This is a genomic window from Leclercia sp. UBA2479 (assembly GCF_002341985.1).
GTDB classification, from domain to species: Bacteria; Pseudomonadota; Gammaproteobacteria; order Enterobacterales; family Enterobacteriaceae; genus Enterobacter; species Enterobacter pneumoniae.
In genome coordinates, this window is sequence record NZ_DDPB01000011.1 from 72,582 (window position 1) to 95,645 (window position 23,064).

The following is a 23,064-nucleotide window of genomic DNA, read 5'->3' on the forward strand; positions in this document are numbered from 1 at the left end:
TCAGATTACAGCGAAGCTTTTGATTCAGTAGCAGAGGCGGTGTCTTTCTCCTCAACTACGCAGGTGTCGCACGGCAGGTGGCGGCCAATCAGCTTACGATAGCCGAACGCCCCAAGAGAAGCCCCGACGATAGGGCCGAACAGCGGCACCAGGAAGTAAGGAATGTCTTTAGCACCGGTAAAGGCCACACTGCCCCAGCCCGCGAAGAAGGCGAAGGTTTTGGGTCCCAGATCGCGCGCCGGGTTCATGGCGAAGCCGGTCAGTGGCCCCATTGAGGCACCAATTACCGCAATTAACAAACCAATCAGCAGCGGTGCCAGCGGCCCGCGTGGAATGCCGTTGCCGTCATCACCCAGCGCCATAATGACGCCCATCAGAATAGCGGTAATCACCATTTCAACCGCGAAGGCCTGCACGAAATTGATGTGCGGGTTCGGATAAGTGGAGAAAATTCCCGCCAGATCCAGACTTTCGGCACTGCCGCGCACCATGTGGTGCGTCTGCTCGAAGTCGATGAAAAGATTGTAATAAAGCCCGTAAACTAATGCCGCTGCGCAAAACGCGCCGGCAAATTGCGAAAGAATAAACGGAGCCACTTTGCGTCCATCAAAGCACGCAAACAGCCACAGCGCGATGGTCACCGCCGGATTAAGATGTGCACCAGATACCCCTGCAGTCAGGTAAATGGCCATCGCCACACCCAGACCCCAGATAATACTGATTTCCCACTGCCCGAAACTGGCACCTGCCACTTTCAGTGCAGCGACGCATCCCACTCCGAAGAAAATCAACAACCCGGTACCAAGGAACTCGGCAATGCACTGGCCTTTTAAGGTTGATGTTTCACTCATAATCGGATCCTGAAGAATAATTAATGGTTATTGTTAGCGCGGTCAGCTTAGCGCTGACCACCATGTCCTGTAGACACAGTGTTAATTTATCGTTAACGAGCAAAAACGAGAAATATCGAACTTAAAATGTGTGTGCTGCGTCAATAAAATGAGCGTTTTCGCGCCATGAAGCGCATTTAAGGATAAGTCTGGTGTATGAGATGGACCATTTTGTTAACTAAAGTATTAACAATTAAGGGGTAGGTGACGCGAATGCACCAGGACGAGGCCGAAAAGTGTGTCAAACCGCGATCTACGCGGCTTGCCGCTGGACAGGGGCGACGGCGCTCCATACAATCGGAACATATGTCTTGCGCGTTTACATTGAAGCGTCGCCTTGCAATTCAGGAGAGGTAGGATCATGTCTTTAGAAGTGTTTGAGAAACTGGAATCGAAAGTACAGCAGGCGATTGACACCATCACGCTGCTGCAGATGGAAATTGAAGAGCTGAAAGAAAAAAACAACGCGCTGGCGCAGGATGTTCAGGCTGCACAGCACGGTCGTGAAGAGCTGGAGCGTGAAAACAACCAGCTGCGCGAACAGCAGAGTGGCTGGCAGGATCGTCTGCAGGCACTGCTGGGACGTATGGAAGAAGTGTAATTCCGAATTCGTACAAAAGGCACGCTAAATGCGTGCCTTTTTTATTTTATCGAAATAGATTCGCTTGATACGACAACTCACACGGAACGCGAGATGACGAAACGAAGCGATATTATTGATAACACTGACAGATATATCACCCGGGAATCTCAGTACGGTCTCATTTATACGGAAAATTTAGGGTGGATCGATTTGGGGCACGCCAATCCCGCTGGAGCCGAACGTTTATGGCAACAAATGACGATGCGGCGCGGTGGAGATAATGAATGGTTTGAAGTGACCTACCATCAGAGTATGTCGAAAAAATGGTGGGGGGCTCAGTCTACTACAGGTATATACCGAGGCTTCTTAGTGAGAAGAGGGCTGAGTGACAGGGTATTAAAGGGGGTCGCGTTATCCATCTTTATGAGTACTTCACATCAGTTTGAGTCATTACAGGCCTTTTGGCCGTATGTCGTCATAACCGACAGCGGATACAGTGCAGAGGATTTAGTTTCCAATCTGTTCGGCTTTTGCCAGGCAGTGGACTACACGGATTACACTTCTTTTCTTCATATATGTCCCAAAGAGCAGGCATGGCGTATCTGGGATTATTATGGTCCAGTTGGACAGTTTAAGAATAAAAGCGTGCTCCCTTTACTTTTCCCTGACCCAGCCGATACAAGCTGTACACACCAACCCTACTCTGGGAGCCTGCCGGCTTTTATGTCATTGATCGAGCCAGTGGCCGATCCCCATATCATTCGTGAATTGCGCATATGAAGAAATATTTCCTTATTTTAACGTTCTCTGCGCTGGCGATGCTTTATTGTCTTTTAATGACGCGTTCCTTCATGGATGAGGAATACACGCAACGAGATTTTCTTCAATATTATTTATTAACACCTGAACCGCTCAGGCAGGCACCCAGGCTTGCATCGCACTGGTATTTCACCCGTCACGCCGATGAGGGAAGTGGCTTGCAGATCAGTACGCTTACGTTTACGGATATTGAAGGGGATAAAATCCAGTCGATAGCTGAAAAGCTCAACGCTTATATTGATAGCTATCCCGACCGTCGTGTTCAGATGGGGATTGCTGTCGAGGAGCGGAAGGGAACGTATGAAATTCGTATCACCCAATATGAATCGGGTGAGGACAAATAAAAGAAAAAGGCCATCCGGTTTGCCGATGGCCTTTTTCGTTACTCAATATCCAGGGCATCCTCAGAAAGGATAATCCCGGTATTGTCGGCATACAGATGATCGCCAGAGAAGAAGGTAACGCCGCCGAAATTGACGCGTACATCGCTTTCGCCGATGCCATCACCCGCTGCCCCCACCGGAATGGCTGCGATAGCCTGGATGCCAATATCCAGGTCTTCCAGATCGTCCACCTGGCGCACGGAGCCGTAGACCACAATCCCTTCCCATTCGTTCTGCGTGGCAAGACGCGCCAGGTCGGCATCGATTAACGCACGACGCACGGAGCCACCGCCATCGACCAGCAGAATACGGCCACGGCCGTTCTGTTCGAGCAGATCATACAGCAACCCGTTGTCCTCGAAACATTTCACCGTGATGATTTGACCGCCGAATGACGACCGTCCACCAAAATTGGAGAACAGGGGTTCCACGACGTTGACATCTTCCTGATAGATGTCGCAAAGCTCGGAGGTATCGTATTTCATAGGCTTAACGCTCTGTTGCTGCGAGTGATTTCAGTATATCGCGCGAAAGGCATTGTTGGCAAAATCATCAATTGTTAATTGATATTTGTCAGTTAACTCAGCGTCTGACTGAGCACAATACCGATAACGAACAACAGGTTAGTCAGCAACGCCCCTTTTACAGTACGTTCGAGCATCGGCGGCATGGCCTCTGCACGTTGTTCGCGCATGACATAACGCGCCTGTTTAATCAGCAGCGGCGCCGCCAGAATAAACAGCCAGCCCCACACGCTCTGCAGCGAAATCAGGTTGAATAACGCCAGGCAACCCAGCGCGCCGATCAGCAGGCAGGCGTGGTAGCGACGGGCATTCACCGGGCCTAAACGCACCGCCAGGGTGTTTTTGCCGTTCACGCGGTCGCTGTCGATATCACGCAGGTTATTAATATTCAGCACTGCCGTCGCCAGCAGACCGCAGGCGGTCGCCGGCAGGAACAGCGCAGGAATCAGCGTATGAGCCTGCAGATACCAACTGCCCATTACGCTCAGCCAGCCGAAAAAGACCAGCACTGAAATATCGCCCAGACCAATGTAGCCATAAGGTCGGGTGCCAACCGTGTAGGTAATGGCCGCGATAATGGCGAGCAAACCTAACACCAGAAAGCCGATAAAATCGCTAAAGGTTTTTGATGCAACCGAAACCAGCGCCAGCCCGGACAGACAAATCAGCACCACGGTGATAATCAGGGCTCGCTTCATCTGTTCCTGAGTAATGACCCCTTTCTGCATGCCGCGCAAAGGTCCGATACGATCGGGTTTGTCGCTGCCTTTTACGGCATCGCCATAGTCGTTGGCGAGGTTAGAGAGAATTTGCAGTAAGCCAGCGGTAATCAACGCCAGCAAGGCAACAAGAGGATCAAAATGACCCTGCCACCACGCGAGGGCCGTGCCTACCACAATGGCAGCAAAGGCGAGGGGGAGAGTCTTTGGGCGCAGGCTTTCTAGCCAGGCTTGCGTACGGCTGATTTCAGTCATCGTTATTATGTGCCAATAAAAATGGGGCTTTTCAGCCCCATCGTTTGTGATGAAAATGCAATGAACGCGATTATAGGATAAAACGGCTCAGATCTTCATCTGCTACTAAAGCATCAAGGTGCTTACTCACATAGTCGGCATCAATTGTAATACTCTGACCATTGAGATCGCTGGCATCGTAAGAGATATCTTCCATCAGACGCTCCAGCACGGTATGCAGACGACGTGCACCGATGTTTTCGGTGGTTTCGTTCACCTGCCATGCGGCCTGAGCGATACGTTTGATACCGTCTTCGGTGAATTCGATATTCACCCCTTCGGTCGCCATCAGCGCCTTGTACTGTACGGTTACAGAGGCGTTAGGTTCGGTCAGGATGCGCTCGAAATCTTCTGTGGTCAGCGCCTGCAGTTCTACACGGATTGGCAGACGACCCTGCAGTTCCGGGATCAGATCAGAGGGCTTCGCCACCTGGAATGCGCCGGAGGCGATAAACAGAATATGGTCGGTTTTCACCATGCCGTGCTTAGTGGAGACGGTGCAGCCTTCCACCAGCGGCAGCAAGTCACGCTGTACGCCTTCGCGAGAAACATCCGGGCCGGAGGATTCGCCGCGCTTACAGATTTTATCGATCTCATCGATAAACACGATACCGTGCTGTTCAACTGCGTCGATCGCGTCCTGCTTCAGCTCTTCCGGGTTAACCAGTTTTGCCGCTTCTTCTTCAATCAGCAGCTTCATCGCATCTTTGATTTTCAGCTTACGCGGTTTTTGTTTCTGGCCGCCCAGGTTCTGGAACATAGACTGCAGCTGGCTGGTCATCTCTTCCATGCCTGGTGGAGACATGATTTCAACGCCCATCGGTGCCGCAGCGAGATCGATCTCAATCTCTTTGTCATCCAGCTGGCCTTCGCGCAGTTTTTTACGGAATGCCTGGCGTGCTGCAGAGGGCTCCTGAGGCTGTTCTGCCTGGCCCCAGTTGTTCTTCGCCGGTGGGATCAGGACGTCGAGAATACGCTCTTCGGCCATCTCTTCGGCGCGATAACGGTTTTTCTCGATGGACTGCACGCGCACCATTTTAATCGCAGAGTCGGTCAGATCGCGGATGATGGAATCCACTTCTTTACCTACGTAGCCCACCTCGGTGAACTTGGTCGCTTCGACTTTGATAAACGGCGCATTGGCCAACTTTGCCAGACGACGAGCGATTTCGGTTTTACCGACACCGGTCGGGCCGATCATCAGAATGTTTTTTGGGGTCACTTCGTGGCGCAGATCTTCGTCAAGCTGCATACGGCGCCAGCGGTTACGCAGGGCAATCGCCACGGAGCGCTTAGCGTTGTCCTGGCCAATAATGTGTTTGTTCAGTTCGCTGACAATTTCGCGTGGGGTCATTTCAGACATGGGCGATCCTTACGCTTTAGACGGTAATTCTTCAATGGTGTGGTTGTGGTTGGTATAAATGCAGATATCACCTGCAATATCCAACGCCTTCACAGCGATATCGCGCGCGTTCATGTCGGTGTTTTCCAACAGTGCGCGGGCTGCGGCCTGGGCATACGGACCGCCAGAGCCGATAGCAATCAGATCATTTTCTGGCTGCACGACGTCACCGTTACCGGTGATGATCAGCGACGCGTTTTCATCCGCCACTGCCAGCAGCGCTTCAAGCTTGCGCAGCATACGATCGGTACGCCAGTCTTTCGCCAGCTCAACGGCGGCTTTCACCAGATGACCCTGGTGCATTTCCAGTTTACGTTCGAACAGCTCGAACAGCGTGAAGGCATCCGCAGTACCGCCCGCAAAACCGGCGATCACTTTGTCGTTATACAGACGGCGAACTTTTTTCACGTTGCCCTTCATGACGGTATTACCCAGCGTGGCCTGGCCATCACCGGCAATCACCACCTGGCCGTTACGGCGTACACTTACTATTGTTGTCACGAGCAGACCCCCTGGTTACAAATTCGGGAAACAGATGCCCTGAGCCAGTGCTCAGGGCTTAATAGAATGATAGATGGGGGAGAATTTGGGGGTTTCAACCCCCGGATGCGAGTCGGATACAGTTTGTGTGGCCCGCGACTTTCAGACGGGAAATGGTGCCATCGGCATTTTCTTTGCCTTTCACCGGGCCGATTACCACGCGGTTCCAGCCGTTATTGGTGGTGATGCGTGAATCAAATCCTTCAAACGCCAGCTGGGCACGTACGGTTTCCGCCTGCTCTGCCCCTTTAAACGAACCACACTGTACCATCCAGCGACGTTCATCTTTTTTCTCAGCCGTTTGCTTCGGCGCCTCGGTCTCTTTGGTAACCGGTGCAGCCTGCTGCGTTTTCGGCTGCTGTGCGGTGGTATGCGCTGGTGTTTGCAGCAAATCCTGATACGGCTGAGCCGCTTGCTTTTGCGGCTGCGCTTTTGGCTGCTGGGCAGGTTGCGTCTGTACCGTGCGCGTTTGCTGCTGCGGCTGCTGATAAGGCTGTTCCGTCACGCGCGGCTGCGTGCGAGGCTGCTGTACCGGCTGGGTTTGCGACCACTGCTGCTGCTGTTGTTGCTGCTGGACCTGAGCCTGACGCTGACGCTGCAACGTTTGCTGACGCTGCGCGGGCGTTTGTTCATTCCACGGGACTTCGTTCAGCTGCGTAGGCTGCTGGCGCATGTCGGCCTGCATCTGAGCCAATAGCTGACGCTGTTCGTTCGTTAGCTGATCGGCGTTCTTCACCTCCCCTCCGGCGGAGGGTTCGGTTGGCGCACGCACGCCTGGCTGGCGACTTTCCAGCTCTTTGATATAACGCCAGCGCTCTTCAGGTTTTGGCGGCAGGCCGTTTCCGGCGACTTTGCTGCCCTGAAGCGCCTCAGTCTCTTCTTTTTTATGATGCGTAATAAAGTACAGGCCGCCAATAAAAGCCACCACGACAGCCGCGGCAATTGCGATCATCGCAGGCGAGACAGCAGGCAGGTTTCGTTGCTGTTTCTTTGGGCTACTCTTTTTGCGTCGCGAAGGTGCCGGCTGGCCGCGACGTACATAATCTCGTTGTGCCACTATCGTTTCGCTGTATTTATTCGTTTGTCAGCCCGTCATGTTACTTAAGCGACGGGCCTTTGACCAGATAAGGGAGTCTGATTTACGTCAGCGCCCGCGTAGAACCGCGAACGATCAATTCGCAATCCAGTAAACGCGATCCACTGCTGACCGTCTGGCCATTCAGCTGATCGAGCAGCAGGAGCATCGCTTCACGGCCAATCTCAAAGCGAGGTTGGGCCACGGTTGAGAGCGGCGGATCGCAAAACTCAGACAAGGAGATGTTATCAAAACCGATGATGGAGAGATCCTGGGGCACCCGCAGACCCTGGCGTTTGGCACAGGAGAGCGCCCCCAGCGCCATCACATCGCTATGGCAGAAGACCGCGGTTGGCGGTTCCGGCAGCGCCAGCAGCGTCTCTAACGCCAGCCCGCCAGCGGCAAAGGTAAAATCGCCGCGGGCGATGTAGTGGGGATCCACCGTTGCGCCCGCACGGCGCAGCGCCTGGACGTATCCCTGCAGGCGGTAGTGACACAGCGGCATCTCTTCTGGCCCGGCGATGCAGCCAATGCGTTTATGCCCCAGCTCTTGCAGATAATTCACGGCATTAAAGGCGGCGGTGAGGTTATCAATGTGAACCGTCGGCAGCTCCAGTTCAGGCGCAAATTCATTAGCCATGACCATCGGCGGCAGATTGCGTTGCTCTTCGATGCTGGCATCGAAAGGCAAGCGTGAGCCGAGCAGTAACATGCCGTCGATCTGCTTGGTAATGATCAAATCGATAAAGGTCTTTTCCTGCTGATTTTGATGAGCACAATCGCCAATCAGCACCAGATAGCCTTTCGCCGCAGCGGTAACTTCAATACCGCGAATGATTTCGCTAAAGAAGGGATCGCAGATATCCGGCACGATGACCAGAATGGTGCGGGATTCGTTACGTTTGACGTTACGTCCCATTGCCTGAGGCAGATAACCTACCTCAAGAGCCGCCTGTTCTACGCGATTGCGCGTAGATTGAGAGACTTTATCGGGGTTCATTAATGCGCGGGATACGGTTGCCGTCGAGACTTTCGCCTTCAGGGCAACATCTTTCATGGTCGCCGGAGCAACCTCTTTCCTGGACTTCAACGTCTTCTCCTCACAGGCGCATCACCGATCTACTGAATTACCCCATTTTTTATCAGATAGTTTATGGAATCGGTTACAGAATTTTCATAAAAAGTGTGATGCACATTGAATTTTACGATCCCCCTCTCATTGCGGTTCAGCTTTCGATGGGATCGACGTCCAGCATCCACTTCACTTTGCGCGCTTCAGGTAAGGTATTGATGAGCGCTAAGGTTCCGCTGACGATGTGCTGTAAGCGAATACGAGAGGGGTGCTGAAGCAAAATCTGCCAGCGATAGCGTCCGCCGCGTTTTGGCGCCAGGGCGGGTACCGGCCCGAGGATCCAGAGCTGATTGTCTACCAGCGGGCTGGCTTGCAACAGATTCCGTAGCTGCTGCAGGAACAGGGGAGCCTGCTGATTATTATGATCTTCTGCCCGGATAATGACATGGCTGGTCCATGGCGGTAACTGCAGCGATTGCCGCTCTGCCAGCGCCTGCTCGGCAAAGGCGTCGTAGCCCTTTTGCAGCAAGGTCTGCAGCAGCGGATGCTCGGGATGGTGAGTTTGCAGCACCACTTCGCCCTGTTTACCCGCACGTCCTGCACGTCCCGCCACCTGGGTGTACAGCTGGGCGAAGCGCTCTGCAGAGCGGAAATCCGCCGAGAAGAGGGCGCCATCCACGTCCAGCAGCGCAACCAGCGTCACGTCCGGGAAGTGGTGCCCCTTCGCCAGCATCTGGGTGCCGATCAAAATGCGGGCACCGCCGCGATGTACTTCGGCCAGGTGCTGCTCCAGCGCACCCTTACGGCTGGTGGTGTCCCGGTCAATACGTGAGATAGGTACATCCGGGAAAAAGGGGCTGAGCGCCTGCTCAAGCTGCTCGGTGCCTAACCCTACCGGCACCATATGTGTGGAGCCGCAAGAGGGGCACTGGCGTGGTATTGGCCGCTGGCTATCGCAGTGGTGGCAGCGCAAATGATGCTGCGCCTGGTGCAGAGTATAGTAGTGGTCGCAGCGCGGGCACTCGGCGATCCAGCCGCAATCATGGCACAGCAGTGCCGGCGCAAAACCGCGACGGTTGAGAAACAGAATGACCTGGTTATCCGCCTGCAGATGTTGACGCATACGCGCGATCAGCGCTGGTGCTAATCCCGCCTGCACCTGCTGACCTTTTAAATCGAGCACATGCTGCGTCGCCGGTCGGGCATTCCCCGCGCGGCGGGTCAGGCGCAGCATATGGTACTTACGCTGGCGCACGTTATGCAGGGTTTCCAGCGCGGGCGTGGCGGAGCCAAGAATAATCGGGATCTGCTCGCTATGGGCACGGTACACCGCCAGGTCGCGGGCGTGATAACGCCAGCCCTCTTGCTGTTTATAAGAGCTGTCGTGCTCTTCATCGATAACAATGACGCCCAGATTCTTGAAAGGGGTAAACAGAGAAGAGCGAGTACCAATAACAATCGCCGCTTCACCATTTTTCGCCTTCAGCCAGGCACTGAGACGCTCGCTGTCGTTCAGGCCGGAGTGCAACACTTCAACCGGCGCATTAAAACGCTCGCGAAAGCGGGCGATGGTTTGCGGCGTCAGGCCGATCTCCGGCACCATCACCAGCGCCTGCTTGCCCTGAGCAAGGACGTTCTCCAGCACGCTAAGATAAACTTCTGTTTTACCTGAGCCCGTCACGCCTGCCAGCAGCCATGCGGAGAAGCGATCCGATGCGCTATGAATAGCGCCTACCGCCGTCGCCTGCTCGGTATTAAGCCGCAGTCGATCACCCGCCACGGAGAAGCCGTTACGCCAGTCCTGAATGGCCGGGGCTTCACTTGCTAGTTCACACAGCCCTTTTTTACGCAGCGCTTGCAGCGCGGCGTCATTAAATTCCAGATCTTCTACCTGATGGCGCCAGATACGCCCCTGACGCAGTGCTGCCAACGCCTGCTGCTGTTTTGGCGAGCGCTTCAGGCTGTTGATATCCACCGCCTGACCCTGCTCGGTGGCAAACCAGTACCACTGAGGGGCATGGCGGGCATTTTTGCCCTGTCGCAGCAGGATCGGTAGCGCATGGAAGAGCACGTCCCCCAGCGGATGGTGGTAATAATCGGCGGCCCAGAGCAGTAACCGCCATACGCTGGCGGAGAAGACGGGTTCGTCGTCCAGCACCTCGACCACGCTTTTCAGTTCGCTTCTCGGCAGCTCACTTTGCTCACTGACTGAGACCACAATCCCTACCCGCTGCTGCTTACCGAACGGCACGTTCACGCGGCAGCCAGCCTGAGCAACCATGCCGTCGGGCAGCAGGTAATCAAAGGTGCGGGGAAGCGGAACGGGCAGGGCAACGTGAGCAACGGGCATCGAATCTTCCTGACTTGAAAAGTGGCGCGTTAGTATACACATTAGTGAAAGGCGGCGTGCGGATCAGTTTGCATCGCCTGGTTAAATTCTGTATGATTCGCCGCCTTTGGTGTACTTTACGCCAAAGAACTTACATTCAACATCGCGTGGTGTCTGGCGTTAGGGCTGGAAGAGCGACGCGGCCTTTACTGAGGTTCTCCCATGAAAAAAGATATTCACCCGAAATACGAAATGATTACTGCAAACTGCTCTTGCGGTAACGCTATCCAGATCCGCTCCACCGTGGGCCACGATCTGAACCTGGACGTGTGCGGTAAATGCCACCCGTTCTACACTGGTAAGCAGCGTGATGTTGCAACCGGTGGCCGTGTTGACCGCTTCAACAAGCGTTTCAGCATCCCGGGCGCGAAATAAGCTTCCAGAAGAAACCGCCTACGGGCGGTTTTTTTTATGCCTGCAATATACTGCCTGAATAATTAACTTCTTTTTATTTAAATTAAAAATCATTATTTTCCATTACTCTCTTTTTATATTTCCCGCTCAAATATTTGTCTGGCTTATTCTTTAACAGAGGGTGATATTCATCTTTGTTTTCTTGATCTCTTTGCCACGCATTTATTCTGGGCGTCCAAATATAAAAGGTTTCCCGCTTCGGGTAATTCTACACTTCGCTCGTGTCTTGTTTTTATTTTGCCATTTTTTAGCGATGGCATTCAGGATTGAATATAGACTTCGAGGGAATTGTTATGAAAATGAAGCCACTTTTATTACTGCTTCCATTTCTATCGTGCGCGGCGCAGGCAGGGTATGTAGATTACCGACACGAGTATTATGATGACGGACGTAACTACGACCGCGTGTACATGTCACATCGCTTTGGAACGGGCTTTGGGGTGGCGGTCGAGGGTGTCGCACGTTCTGATAACAAGCAGTCAAACGACGCGCTCAATAATATGGAAAGTAATAGCAGTGAATATACGGCGAGTTATCAGTTTGGCTGGCAAGGTTTACTCTGGCAACCGGGCATTGCCGTGGAGATGGGCGAAGATATGGCAATTTATAAGCCCTATTTACGCGTACAGTACGCTATAAATGAGAACTGGTGGACAGCATTTCGCTACCGTACGGAATATACGCGGCGTAATGCGCAGGGGCGAGATGACCGTATGGTTTATCGCCCAGAAATTTGGCTGGGTTATAATATCGATAATGTCATGCTCGAACTTAACGGCCTCTATAAGTTCGCAGATAATGAAAATCTATATAATAATAAAAAAGAGGATTACGAATATAACTTCCGCGTGGCCTATAAAATAGATTCCTGGGTGCCCTTTGCAGAGGTGGGCAATGTCGCGTCCGGATACAACACGGCGACAACCGACGATCGTCAAACACGTTTTCGTATGGGCTTAGGCTACAACTTCTAAGAAGCCATCCCGCTGAGTCGGCTCAGCGGGATCGCATTTTATCGTCAGGGCTGATTCAGCCTGGCTGCCTTAGTATTCCCACGTATCCGGGTCGATGCCCAGTTCACGCATGATCACCTTCGCCTCTTCCGGAATTTCATCACTGCGCTCTTTGCGCAGATCTTCATCGTTAGGCAAGGGCTGACCGGTAAACGCATGCAGGAACGCTTCGCACAGCAGTTCACTGTTAGTGGCGTGACGCAGGTTATTCACCTGACGACGCGTACGTTCATCGGTGAGGATCTTCAACACCTTCAGAGGAATGGAAACCGTAATTTTTTTTACTTGTTCACTCTTCTTACCGTGCTCAGCGTATGGGCTGATATATTCGCCGCTCCATTCAGCCATGAGATACCTTTAATCCTCTAAGTCATTAATATGAGGCCAACGCCGCAGCGACTGCCGGGGCCGGGGCCATAATCCCGCGTAGTTTACCGTAGAGACGCCGCTGTGACACGGATATTGCCTCTGCGTTATGCGCTAAAGCATATAATTTTAACGGCTATTTGCGTATTGCTCAATCTATACGCAAAGAAGTTTAGATGTCCAGATGTATTGACGTCCATATAATCAATGTTTACTCTGATGCCTGACTTTTCATCCATTAAGCCAGGAAGCCTTCACCATGACGCGTAAACAGGCCACCATTGCAGTGCGTAGCGGATTGAATGACGACGAGCAGTATGGCTGCGTCGTCCCGCCGATTCATCTCTCCAGTACCTATAACTTCACCGGATTTAATGAACCGCGCGCGCATGACTACTCGCGTCGTGGCAATCCTACGCGTGATGTCACCCAGCGTGCGCTGGCAGAACTGGAAGGCGGCGCCGGCGCGGTACTGACCAATACTGGCATGTCGGCTATTCATCTTGTCACCACGGTGTTCCTGAAACCTGGCGATCTGCTGGTGGCCCCACACGACTGCTACGGAGGCAGTTACCGTCTGTTCGACAGCCTGGCAAAACGGGGTTGCTACCGCGTCTTGTTTGTCGATCAGGGGGATGAGCAGGCGCTAAAACAGGCGCTGGCGGAGAAGCCAAAGCTGGTTTTAGTGGAAAGTCCAAGCAATCCGCTGTTGCGCGTCGTCGATATTGCACAAATTTGTCAGCTCTCAAGGGATGCGGGAGCGATAACTGTAGTGGATAATACCTTCCTCAGTCCTGCGCTGCAGAATCCGTTAGCGCTGGGTGCGGACCTGGTATTGCATTCATGTACTAAATACCTGAACGGCCACTCTGACGTGGTCGCCGGGGTAGTGATTGCAAAGGATCCTGAGCTTGTCACCGAACTGGCATGGTGGGCGAATAACATCGGCGTCACCGGCAGTGCGTTTGACAGCTACCTGCTGCTGCGTGGACTGCGCACCCTGTCGCCGCGTATGGAAGTGGCGCAGCGTAATGCCCAGGCGATTGTCGATTTTCTGAAGACCCAGCCGCTGGTGAAAAAGCTCTATCACCCGTCGCTGCCGGAAAATCAGGGGCACGAGATTGCGGCCCGTCAACAAAAGGGCTTTGGTGCGATGTTAAGTTTTGAACTGGATGGCGACGAGCAGACGCTGCGTCGCTTCCTGAGCGGGTTGTCACTGTTTACGCTGGCGGAATCATTAGGGGGCGTTGAAAGCTTAATCTCCCACGCCGCAACAATGACCCACGCTGGCATGGCGCCAGAAGCGCGTGCCGCCGCCGGGATCGCTGAGACGCTACTACGCATCTCAACCGGTATTGAAGATTGTGAAGATTTAATTGCCGATCTGGAAAATGGCTTCCGGGTCGCAGCCAAGGGGTAATCATGAGTGTGATAGCGCAGGCAGGGGCGAAGGGTCGTCAACTGCATAAGTTTGGTGGTAGTAGTCTTGCTGATGTGAAATGTTACCTGCGGGTCGCGGGGATCATGGCGGAATATTCGATGCCGGGGGACATGATGGTTGTCTCTGCGGCGGGCAGCACCACCAACCAGTTGATTAGCTGGCTGAAATTAAGCCAGACCGATCGTCTCTCTGCGCATCAGGTACAACAGTCATTACGCCGTTACCAGAGCGAACTGATTGCCGGTTTGCTGCCTGCCGAGGTGGCGGATGGCCTGATCAGTACCTTCATTCACGATCTCGAACGTCTGGCCGGCTTGCTGGATAGCGGCGTGACCGATGCGGTTTACGCTGAAGTGGTTGGCCACGGCGAGGTCTGGTCTGCGCGGCTGATGGCCGCCGTTCTGGAACAACAAGGTCTTGAAGCCGCCTGGCTTGATGCGCGTGACTTCCTGCGCGCCGAACGCGCTGCGCAGCCGCAGGTGGATGAAGGCTTGTCCTATCCGCTGCTGCAACAGTTGCTGGTACAGCATCCGGGTAAACGCATCGTCGTGACCGGTTTTATCAGCCGCAGCAACGCGGGCGAAACCGTGCTGCTGGGGCGTAACGGCTCTGACTATTCGGCAACCCAAATCGGTGCGCTGGCGGGGGTTAACCGCGTCACCATCTGGAGCGACGTCGCCGGCGTGTACAGTGCCGACCCGCGTAAAGTTAAAGATGCCTGTCTGCTGCCGCTTCTGCGTCTGGACGAAGCCAGCGAGCTGGCGCGTCTGGCCGCACCGGTTCTGCATGCGCGCACCCTGCAGCCGGTTTCCGGCAGCGATATCGATCTACAACTCCGTTGCAGCTACACCCCGGATCAGGGCTCTACCCGCATCGAACGCGTGCTGGCCTCCGGTACCGGCGCACGTATTGTGACCAGTCATGATGATATCTGCCTGATTGAGTTCCAGGTGCCGGCGGGTCAGGACTTTAAGCTGGCGCATAAAGATATCGATCTGGTTCTGAAGCGTGCTCAGGTGCGTCCGCTGGCCGTTGGCGTGCATAACGACCGTCAGCTGCTGCAGTTCTGCTATACCGCAGAAGTGGCGGACAGCGCCTTAAAAATTCTGGATGAAGCAGGCCTGCCGGGCGAACTTCGTCTGCGCCAGGGGCTGGCGCTGGTAGCGATGGTCGGTGCGGGCGTCACCCGCAACCCGCTGCACTGCCACCGTTTCTGGCAGCAACTGAAAGGCCAGCCGGTGGAGTTCACCTGGCAGTCGGAAGAGGGCATCAGCCTGGTTGCCGTGCTGCGTAAAGGGCCGACCGAAAGTCTGATTCAGGGGCTACACACCTCGCTGTTCCGCGCGGAAAAGCGTATTGGCCTGGTACTGTTCGGCAAAGGTAACATCGGTTCTCGCTGGCTTGAGCTGTTTGCTCGCGAGCAGACAACCCTGTCGGCGCGTACCGGCTTCGAATTTGTGCTGGCGGGGGTGGTGGACAGCCGCCGTAGCTTGCTGAACTACGAAGGGCTGGATGCCAGCCGGGCGCTCGCGTTCTTTAACGACGAAGCGGTCGAGCAGGATGAAGAGTCGCTCTTCCTGTGGATGCGAGCGCATCCGTATGACGATTTAGTGGTGCTGGACGTCACCGCCAGTGAGCAGCTGGCCGATCAGTACCTGGATTTTGCCAGCCACGGTTTCCACGTGATTAGCGCGAACAAACTGGCCGGGGCGAGCAATACCGATAAATATCGCCAAATCCACGATGCGTTTGAAAAAACGGGTCGCCACTGGCTTTATAACGCCACCGTGGGGGCCGGTTTGCCGGTGAACCACACGGTGCGTGATTTGATTGAAAGCGGCGACAGCATCCTGGCTGTCAGCGGCATCTTCTCCGGTACGCTCTCCTGGCTGTTCCTGCAGTTTGACGGTACCGTGCCCTTTACGGACCTGGTGGATCAGGCATGGCAGCAGGGGTTGACCGAACCGGATCCGCGCGTCGATCTCTCCGGGAAAGACGTGATGCGTAAACTGGTCATTGTGGCGCGTGAAGCGGGCTACGATATCGAACCCAGCGCCGTACGTGTCGAATCGCTTGTGCCTGCAGGATGCGAGGAGGGCTCTGTCGATCACTTCTTCGAGAACGGTGACGAGCTGAACGCGCAAATGGTGCAACGTCTGGAAGCCGCGCGTGAGATGGGGCTGGTGCTGCGCTACGTGGCGCGCTTCGATGCCAACGGTAAAGCCCGCGTCGGGGTAGAAGCCGTGCGTCCGGAGCATCCGCTGGCGGCGCTGCTGCCATGTGATAACGTCTTTGCCATTGAAAGCCGCTGGTATCGCGATAACCCACTGGTGATCCGTGGGCCTGGCGCGGGGCGCGATGTCACCGCTGGCGCCATTCAGTCAGATATCAACCGTCTGGCGCAACTGCTGTAATCTTGCTGGTTCTCTCCCCGCCCGGGGAGAGAACCGTCTTCTCCCTCTCCCTGAGGGAGAGGGCCGGGGTGAGGGTGGACAGACTGCACCCAAACCCCACCATGAACTCCCTTCATCTCCCCTGAGTATTCCTCACCGTCAATGATGATTATTTCTGTTGACGCCACTCCGCTTTTCCGTCATTTTTACATCTGGACGTCTAAACGTATAGAAGTTCACAGCATAACAAACAACCACACGCGATTGATGAGGTAAGGTATGAGCTTTTTTCACGCCAACCAGCGGGAAGCCCTGAATCAGAGCCTGGCAGAAGTAAATGGCCAGATTAATGTCTCTTTTGAATTTTTCCCGCCGCGCACCAGTGAAATGGAGCAAACCCTGTGGGCCTCTATCGATCGCCTTAGCAGCCTGAAGCCTAAGTTTGTCTCCGTAACCTACGGGGCTAACTCCGGTGAGCGTGACCGTACGCACAGCATCATCAAAGGCATTAAAGAGCAAACCGGTCTGGAAGCCGCTCCGCACCTGACCTGCATCGACGCCACCCGCGAAGAACTGAGTGCGATTGCCAGAGATTACTGGAACAACGGTATTCGTCATATCGTTGCCCTGCGCGGCGATCTTCCGCCGGGAAGCGGTAAACCTGAGATGTACGCGACCGATCTGGTTGCCTTACTGAAAGAGGTCGGTGATTTTGATATCTCCGTTGCGGCTTATCCGGAAGTGCATCCGGAAGCGAAAAGCGCCCAGGCGGACCTGCTGAACCTGAAGCGCAAAGTGGATGCTGGTGCCAGTCGTGCCATCACTCAGTTCTTTTTCGATGTAGAGAGTTATTTGCGCTTTCGTGACCGCTGCGTCTCTGCGGGTATCGACGTTGAAATCATTCCGGGCATTCTGCCAGTCTCTAACTTTAAGCAGGCGAAGAAATTTGCCGACATGACCAACGTGCGCATTCCACACTGGATGTCCAAAATGTACGAAGGTCTGGATGACGATGCAGAAACCCGCAAGCTGGTGGGGGCAAGTATCGCGATGGATATGGTGAAGATCTTGAGCCGGGAAGGGGTGAAAGACTTCCACTTCTATACCCTGAACCGTGCGGAGATGAGTTACGCCATCTGCCACACGCTGGGCGTTCGTCCGGCGTGATCTTTAAAATATCCCAATAGTTTGCAAGGTTTTTAAGCGGGCGATAAGTTAAAAGGAATTAACTATCGAATCTGTGGATCAATTCAACTATCTCTTATCGCTGGTGGTGTATATCGTAACGGTAACACTCTAAAGGGAGCACAGCGATGAGCACGTCAGACGATACTAATAAAGCGTCATCTATGGGTAAATGCCCGTTCCATCAGGGCGGCGTTGACCATAGCGCGGGTGCGGGCACGGGCAATAAAGAATGGTGGCCTAAACAACTCCGCATCGATCTTCTTAATCAGCACTCCAGTCGTTCGAACCCTTTGGGTGAAGATTTCGACTACCGCAAAGAATTTAGCAAACTTGATTACTCTGCCCTGAAAGGCGATCTCAAAGCACTGCTAACCGACTCTCAACCCTGGTGGCCTGCCGACTGGGGTAGCTACGCAGGACTCTTTATTCGCATGGCCTGGCACGGTGCGGGTACCTATCGTTCTGTTGACGGACGTGGCGGCGCCGGACGTGGCCAGCAGCGCTTTGCGCCGCTGAACTCCTGGCCGGATAACGTCAGCCTGGATAAAGCGCGCCGCCTGCTGTGGCCAATCAAACAAAAATATGGCCAGAAAATCTCCTGGGCCGATCTCTTTATCCTCGCCGGGAACGTGGCGCTGGAGAATTCCGGCTTCCGTACCTTTGGTTTTGGCGCCGGGCGTGAAGACGTCTGGGAGCCGGATCTGGATGTGAACTGGGGTGATGAAACGGCCTGGCTCAAGCACCGTGACCCGGAAGCACTGGCGAAGCGCCCGTTAGCGGCGACAGAAATGGGGCTGATTTACGTTAACCCGGAAGGGCCAAATGCCAGCGGTGACCCGCTGTCAGCGGCGGCGGCTATTCGCGCGACCTTTGGCAACATGGGGATGAACGATGAAGAGACCGTCGCGCTGATTGGCGGGGGGCACACGCTGGGTAAAACCCACGGCGCCGGGGAAGCCACGCACGTGGGCACCGATCCTGAGGCGTCCCCAATCGAAGCGCAGGGCCTGGGGTGGACCAGCACGCACGGCACCGGTATTGGCGCAGACGCTATTACCTCCGGGCTGGAGGTCATCTGGTCACAAACGCCGACCCAGTGGAGCAACTACTTCTTCGAGAACTTATTCAAATATGAGTGGGTGCAGACCCGCAGCCCGGCAGGGGCGATCCAGTTTGAAGCTGTCGACGCACCGGATGTGATGCCGGACCCGTTCGACCCGTCGAAAAAGCGCAAACCAACCATGCTGGTAACCGATCTGACCCTGCGCTTTGATCCGGAATTCGAGAAAATTTCCCGTCGCTTCCTGAACGATCCGCAGGCCTTTAACGAAGCGTTTGCCCGGGCGTGGTTCAAACTGACGCACCGCGACATGGGGCCGATTTCACGTTACCTCGGACCGGAAGTGCCGAAAGAAGAGCTTATCTGGCAGGATCCCCTGCCGAAGCCGGTCTATAACCCGACGCAGGAAGATATCAATGCCCTGAAGGCAGAGATTGCCGCTGCGGGTCTCCCGGTGAGCGAACTGGTCTCCGTGGCCTGGGCCTCGGCGTCCACCTTCCGCGGTGGTGATAAACGCGGCGGTGCGAACGGTGCACGCCTGGCGCTGGCTCCGCAGCGCGACTGGGATGTGAACGCCGCAGCGGTGCGTGCCTTACCGGCGCTGGAAGCCATCCAGCGCAATGCGAATAAAGCGTCGCTGGCCGATATCATCGTGTTGGCGGGTGTGGTGGGCGTTGAGCAGGCTGCGAAAGCGGCGGGCGTTAACGTTACTGTGCCGTTTACGCCGGGCCGCGTGGATGCTCGTCAGGATCAGACGGATATCGAGATGTTTAACCTGCTCGAACCGATTGCCGACGGCTTCCGTAACTATCGTGCGCAGGTTGATGTTTCCACCACCGAGTCCCTGCTGATTGATAAAGCGCAGCAGCTGACCCTAACGGCGCCGGAAATGACCGCACTGGTAGGCGGCCTGCGCGTGCTGGGCGCTAACTTCGACGGCAGCAAAAACGGTGTCTTTACCGATCGTCCGGGCGTGCTCAGCAATGATTTCTTCGTCAACCTGCTGGATATGGGGACACAGTGGAAAGCGACCGACGACTCTAACGAGCTGTTTGCCGGCAGCGACCGCGCCAGCGGCGAGGTGAAATATACCGCTTCACGCGCGGACCTGGTGTTCGGCTCAAACGCCGTACTGCGCGCGCTGGCAGAAGTTTACGCCAGCAGCGATGGTCACGAGAAGTTTGTGAACGACTTCGTGGCGGCCTGGGGACGCGTCATGAACCTTGACCGTTTCGATCTGCAGTAAACCGACGTCATAAAAAAATCCCCGCTTCGGCGGGGATTTTTTATATCAGCCGTTTATTCCCATTCATGCAGGAAGCGTTGGCCATACTGGTCTGCCACCAGCAGCGCGGCATAAACCTGATCCGACGTCGCTCCGCCAGGCATGTTATGAATCGTTTCGCCCTCAGCGCAGGCTGCTTCAGCCACCAGGCGCATTTTCACGGGGATATCGGTTTTGATATCCAGCTGTGCCAGGGTAATTGGCAGGCCGACGCTGTGGCATAGCGCCGCGACGGTTTCGATCTCTTCTACCGGGGCGTTCTCCAGCACCAGCTGAGTCAATGTCCCAAACGCCACCTTTTCGCCGTGATAGTAGTGATGCGCATCCGGCAGGGCCGTTAAGCCGTTGTGGATGGCGTGAGCGGCAGCCAGACCGCCGCTTTCAAAGCCCACGCCGCTCAGGTAGGTGTTGGCTTCAATCACATGCTCCAGCGCCGGCGTAACCACGTGTTGTTCAGCGGCCAGCATCGCTTTTTCGCCCTCTTCAATTAGCGTGTTGTAGCACAGTTCGGCCAGCGCCAGCGCTGCACGCGTACATTTGCCGCCCGCCATGGTGGTGGCGCCGCTGCGTGAACAGGCTCGCGCCTCAAACCAGGTGGCCAGCGCATCGCCAATACCGGCTGCCAGAAGACGTGCCGGGGCACCGGCCACCACGCGGGTATCCACAATGACGATATTGGGGTTATGGGGCAACATCAGGTAGCGGTCAAACTCGCCTTCATCGGTATAAATAACGGAGAGCGCGCTGCATGGCGCATCGGTTGAGGCGATGGTAGGGGCGACGGCGACGGGCACATCCATAAAGTGGGCCAGTGCTTTTGCAGTATCCAGGGTTTTGCCGCCGCCGATGCCCAGCACGGCCTGGCACTCTGCCCCTTGTGCCAGCTTGCGCAGGCGATCAATTTCATTTTGCGAACATTCGCCGCCAAACGGCACAATTTCAACCTGCAGTTCAGCCTCGTTAAAGCTCTGACGGATAGTCTCTTCGGCAAACCCCAGCACGAACTTATCGCCGACCACCAGCCAGCGGGGAGCCAGCGGTTTCAGGTAGTCACCGAGGCGGGAGAGCACATCCGCGCCCTGGATGTATTTGCCTGGCGATTGAATAATACGGTCCATAACATGTCTCCTTTAGAGAGTGAGGTGACAAACGCGTTTTGCAGTGAGTTAAAACTGACTCTACCGCCGGGGAGGCGAGCATTTGTTGCGCTACATCTAAAGGGGAAAAGATTGGGAATAAAAAAAGGCCACCCTGACTGGATGGCCTTTTGTACAGGTTACTGGTTTCCGACCTGATCGCCATGCGGCAGGCTATCGTAGTCAATCAGTCCATTTTTCTTATACGGATTGCCAATCCAGCGGGTGGTCTCTTTGAATGCCGGGCTGGTGATGGAACGCGTAGAATCGTATCCGTCATAGGTTAGACCCGCCAAATCTGACCAGGTATGAATCAGCTCAGAGCTGCTGTATTTACGGTTAACATCCTGCGAGAAATCGCGTGGATGTGCGGCTTGCCACTTCTCTGACGTCCAGAGCAGGAACGGCACCGTATACATATGACGCGTTGGATTATCTTCGTTACGACCCTGAGTCTTGTGCGGCGGCGTGTCATACACCTCCTCACCATGATCGGAGAAGTAAAGGAGGAAGCCGTTCGGATCCGTCGCTTTGTAATCTTTGATCAGGCTGGCGACGACCATGTCGTTATAACGGTTGGCATTATCATAATCGTTATAAGACTCTTGCTCCTCCGGGCTTAGACCCGCCGGCAGATGATCGGTTTTGCCGTCAAAGTAGCCTTTGTCTTCCGGGTAGCGGAACTTGTACTTAATATGGGTTCCAAGCAGATGCACGATGATGAATTTCTTCGGTGCCGGGTCTGCCATCACCTCTTTAAACGGCGCCAGCACGTTGGTGTCGTATTCACGCGCACTCTGGGTACGTTGCTGGTTCATATAGAACTGTTTGTCGGTCTGTTTAGAGAAGACCGTCAACATGGTATTACGGGCGGTCATCGTCTGCTGGTTGGTGATCCAGAAGGTTTTATACCCGGCCTGTTTCATCATGTTCATCAGCGACGGTTGGGTCAGGTAAAGGTCCGGGTGCTTCTCGTTGGCAAAGGTCAGCGCCTGTTGCAGGATCTCAATGGTGTAGGGACGAGACGTCACCACATTATTAAAGACCGTCAGACCAGGATCGCTTTTGTGCAGCGCATCCAGCTCCGGCGTGGTGTCACGCGGATAGCCATACAAGCTCATGCGGCCACGCTGGGTGGATTCCCCAATCACCAGTACCAAAGTGCGCGGCGCATCGCCCGAGCTGTCTTTAAAATTAGCCAGCGGCGGCAGGGCATCATTTTCATTGAGCAGACTATTCAGTGACGTTAACTGCTGACGATACTGATAATACCCCGAGATAAACTGCCACGGCGCTGCCGGCTCCATACGGGATGCCAGGCCGTTGAGCGTTTTTTCAAATGGCTTATTGTTGATGACGCTATTCATCACAATCGGGTGCAGAATCAGACCATACAGCAAGGCAAAAGGAACCACCCAGCGCCATGGCGAAGGAACATACACCGGGCGCAGGCGTGTCCACAGGAAAATTGCCGTCGCGGTATAGGCCAGCGCCACGAGAATAATTTTCAGACTGAAGTACTGGCTCAGATATTCACTGGCTTCGTTCGCATTCGATTCAAACATCACGAACAGTACGCTTTGCGAGAACTCCTGCCCATAAATGACGTAATAACTCAGTGCGGCCAACGAGGTTGCCCACAGCACGACGCCAATGACTGCCGCAATGGCACGAATACGGGCCGGGAAGAGTATGACCGGGATAAGCCATAACGAGCTGAATAGCAGCGAATCGCGCAGACCGTTGGTGCCGCTGTAGCCGCTAATGCAAATGGTTACCTGAAGTAAGGTAGAAAAGAACCAAAAATAGAGCAGCGCCCAGGCCAGGGCTTTCCAGCTAAACGCAGGTTTAGTCTGGGAGGAGGAGAGTTGCATGATGGTTGCCTGTCTTTAAACGTATCGCCAACGTAGCGACTAAACCTTAAGGGAACCTGAAGCAGAGCGATTTAGACCGCCTGAAGCCGGATGAAACCCATTAAGGGGATAAAAGAGAGGCAAAATATATTGAATTCGAATTATTTATGACAGAAAAATTTCAGGTAACCCTCGCACAATAGCACGAGGGTACCTAAGTTATTG

20 protein-coding genes are annotated in these 23,064 nt (G+C 54.6%); 9 read left to right on the plus strand and 11 right to left on the minus strand.

What is annotated here, in order from left to right:
- Positions 1 to 5 precede the first annotated feature (5 nt).
- Entirely contained in the window at positions 6 to 851 is an 846-nt protein-coding gene (locus B3B59_RS17220; protein ID WP_040078017.1) for an MIP/aquaporin family protein, read from the minus strand.
- Between the two features lie 400 nt (positions 852 to 1,251).
- Between B3B59_RS17220 and zapB the strand changes: the two genes are divergently transcribed.
- The 3 genes from zapB (at position 1,252) to B3B59_RS17235 (ending at position 2,636) form a co-directional block, all read left to right on the plus strand.
- Positions 1,252 to 1,491: a septal ring assembly protein ZapB gene (gene zapB, locus B3B59_RS17225; RefSeq protein WP_040078018.1), complete on the plus strand. Its 240-nt coding sequence runs from the start codon at positions 1,252 to 1,254 to the stop codon at positions 1,489 to 1,491.
- A 93-nt stretch (positions 1,492 to 1,584) separates the two neighbouring features.
- On the plus strand, positions 1,585 to 2,253 hold the full coding sequence (locus B3B59_RS17230) for a hypothetical protein (RefSeq protein WP_046886210.1): 669 nt from the start codon (positions 1,585 to 1,587) through the stop codon (positions 2,251 to 2,253).
- Positions 2,250 to 2,636 carry a hypothetical protein gene (locus tag B3B59_RS17235; protein WP_286809612.1) on the plus strand — a complete coding sequence of 129 codons (387 nt, stop codon included), beginning with the start codon at positions 2,250 to 2,252 and terminating at the stop codon, positions 2,634 to 2,636. Before B3B59_RS17230 ends, B3B59_RS17235 begins: the two co-directional genes overlap by 4 nt.
- 38 nt (positions 2,637 to 2,674) lie before the next feature.
- Here B3B59_RS17235 and rraA read toward each other — a convergent pair whose 3' ends face one another.
- From rraA to priA, 7 genes are all read right to left on the minus strand, one after another.
- Positions 2,675 to 3,160, minus strand: coding sequence for a ribonuclease E activity regulator RraA (gene rraA, locus B3B59_RS17240; protein WP_046886212.1), 486 nt, complete (start codon positions 3,158 to 3,160; stop codon positions 2,675 to 2,677).
- Between the two features lie 92 nt (positions 3,161 to 3,252).
- On the minus strand, positions 3,253 to 4,179 hold the full coding sequence (gene menA, locus B3B59_RS17245; protein WP_207293890.1) for a 1,4-dihydroxy-2-naphthoate polyprenyltransferase: 927 nt from the start codon (positions 4,177 to 4,179) through the stop codon (positions 3,253 to 3,255).
- 64 nt (positions 4,180 to 4,243) lie between these two features.
- Entirely contained in the window at positions 4,244 to 5,575 is a 1,332-nt protein-coding gene (hslU, locus tag B3B59_RS17250; RefSeq protein ID WP_233804039.1) for an HslU--HslV peptidase ATPase subunit, read from the minus strand.
- A 9-nt stretch (positions 5,576 to 5,584) separates the two neighbouring features.
- Positions 5,585 to 6,115, minus strand: a complete 531-nt coding sequence (hslV, locus tag B3B59_RS17255) for an ATP-dependent protease subunit HslV (RefSeq protein ID WP_003862036.1) — start codon at positions 6,113 to 6,115, stop codon at positions 5,585 to 5,587.
- Between the two features lie 94 nt (positions 6,116 to 6,209).
- Positions 6,210 to 7,211 (minus strand): cell division protein FtsN, encoded by a 1,002-nt coding sequence (ftsN, locus tag B3B59_RS17260; RefSeq protein WP_046886214.1) that lies wholly within the window; start codon positions 7,209 to 7,211, stop codon positions 6,210 to 6,212.
- 82 nt (positions 7,212 to 7,293) lie between these two features.
- Complete coding sequence (cytR, locus tag B3B59_RS17265; RefSeq protein WP_040078029.1) at positions 7,294 to 8,319, minus strand: DNA-binding transcriptional regulator CytR; 1,026 nt, start codon at positions 8,317 to 8,319, stop codon at positions 7,294 to 7,296.
- 136 nt (positions 8,320 to 8,455) lie between these two features.
- A complete protein-coding gene (gene priA, locus B3B59_RS17270) occupies positions 8,456 to 10,651 on the minus strand; it encodes a primosomal protein N' (protein WP_207292630.1) in 2,196 nt (731 codons plus the stop codon).
- A gap of 201 nt (positions 10,652 to 10,852) precedes the next feature.
- On the opposite strand from priA, the gene rpmE reads away from it, so the two are divergent.
- Positions 10,853 to 11,065, plus strand: a complete 213-nt coding sequence (gene rpmE, locus B3B59_RS17275) for a 50S ribosomal protein L31 (RefSeq protein WP_040078031.1) — start codon at positions 10,853 to 10,855, stop codon at positions 11,063 to 11,065.
- Positions 11,066 to 11,397: 332 nt separating this feature from the next.
- Positions 11,398 to 12,078 (plus strand): oligogalacturonate-specific porin KdgM family protein, encoded by a 681-nt coding sequence (locus tag B3B59_RS17280; RefSeq protein ID WP_233804036.1) that lies wholly within the window; start codon positions 11,398 to 11,400, stop codon positions 12,076 to 12,078.
- A 69-nt stretch (positions 12,079 to 12,147) separates the two neighbouring features.
- On the opposite strand, the gene metJ is transcribed toward B3B59_RS17280, so the two are convergent.
- On the minus strand, positions 12,148 to 12,465 hold the full coding sequence (metJ, locus tag B3B59_RS17285; protein ID WP_007369220.1) for a met regulon transcriptional regulator MetJ: 318 nt from the start codon (positions 12,463 to 12,465) through the stop codon (positions 12,148 to 12,150).
- A 277-nt stretch (positions 12,466 to 12,742) separates the two neighbouring features.
- Between metJ and metB the strand changes: the two genes are divergently transcribed.
- From metB to katG, 4 genes are all read left to right on the plus strand, one after another.
- On the plus strand, positions 12,743 to 13,903 hold the full coding sequence (gene metB / locus B3B59_RS17290; protein ID WP_040078034.1) for a cystathionine gamma-synthase: 1,161 nt from the start codon (positions 12,743 to 12,745) through the stop codon (positions 13,901 to 13,903).
- Positions 13,904 to 13,905: 2 nt separating this feature from the next.
- Positions 13,906 to 16,338, plus strand: coding sequence for a bifunctional aspartate kinase/homoserine dehydrogenase II (locus B3B59_RS17295; RefSeq protein ID WP_046886218.1), 2,433 nt, complete (start codon positions 13,906 to 13,908; stop codon positions 16,336 to 16,338).
- 258 nt (positions 16,339 to 16,596) lie between these two features.
- Positions 16,597 to 17,484, plus strand: a complete 888-nt coding sequence (metF, locus tag B3B59_RS17300; RefSeq protein ID WP_040078036.1) for a methylenetetrahydrofolate reductase — start codon at positions 16,597 to 16,599, stop codon at positions 17,482 to 17,484.
- A 146-nt stretch (positions 17,485 to 17,630) separates the two neighbouring features.
- Complete coding sequence (gene katG, locus B3B59_RS17305; RefSeq protein WP_286809616.1) at positions 17,631 to 19,811, plus strand: catalase/peroxidase HPI; 2,181 nt, start codon at positions 17,631 to 17,633, stop codon at positions 19,809 to 19,811.
- Positions 19,812 to 19,864: 53 nt separating this feature from the next.
- On the opposite strand, the gene gldA is transcribed toward katG, so the two are convergent.
- A complete protein-coding gene (gene gldA / locus B3B59_RS17310) occupies positions 19,865 to 20,968 on the minus strand; it encodes a bifunctional L-1,2-propanediol dehydrogenase/glycerol dehydrogenase (protein WP_040078039.1) in 1,104 nt (367 codons plus the stop codon).
- 158 nt (positions 20,969 to 21,126) lie between these two features.
- Positions 21,127 to 22,860 (minus strand): phosphoethanolamine transferase CptA, encoded by a 1,734-nt coding sequence (locus B3B59_RS17315; RefSeq protein WP_286772204.1) that lies wholly within the window; start codon positions 22,858 to 22,860, stop codon positions 21,127 to 21,129.
- Positions 22,861 to 23,064: the final 204 nt, after the last annotated feature.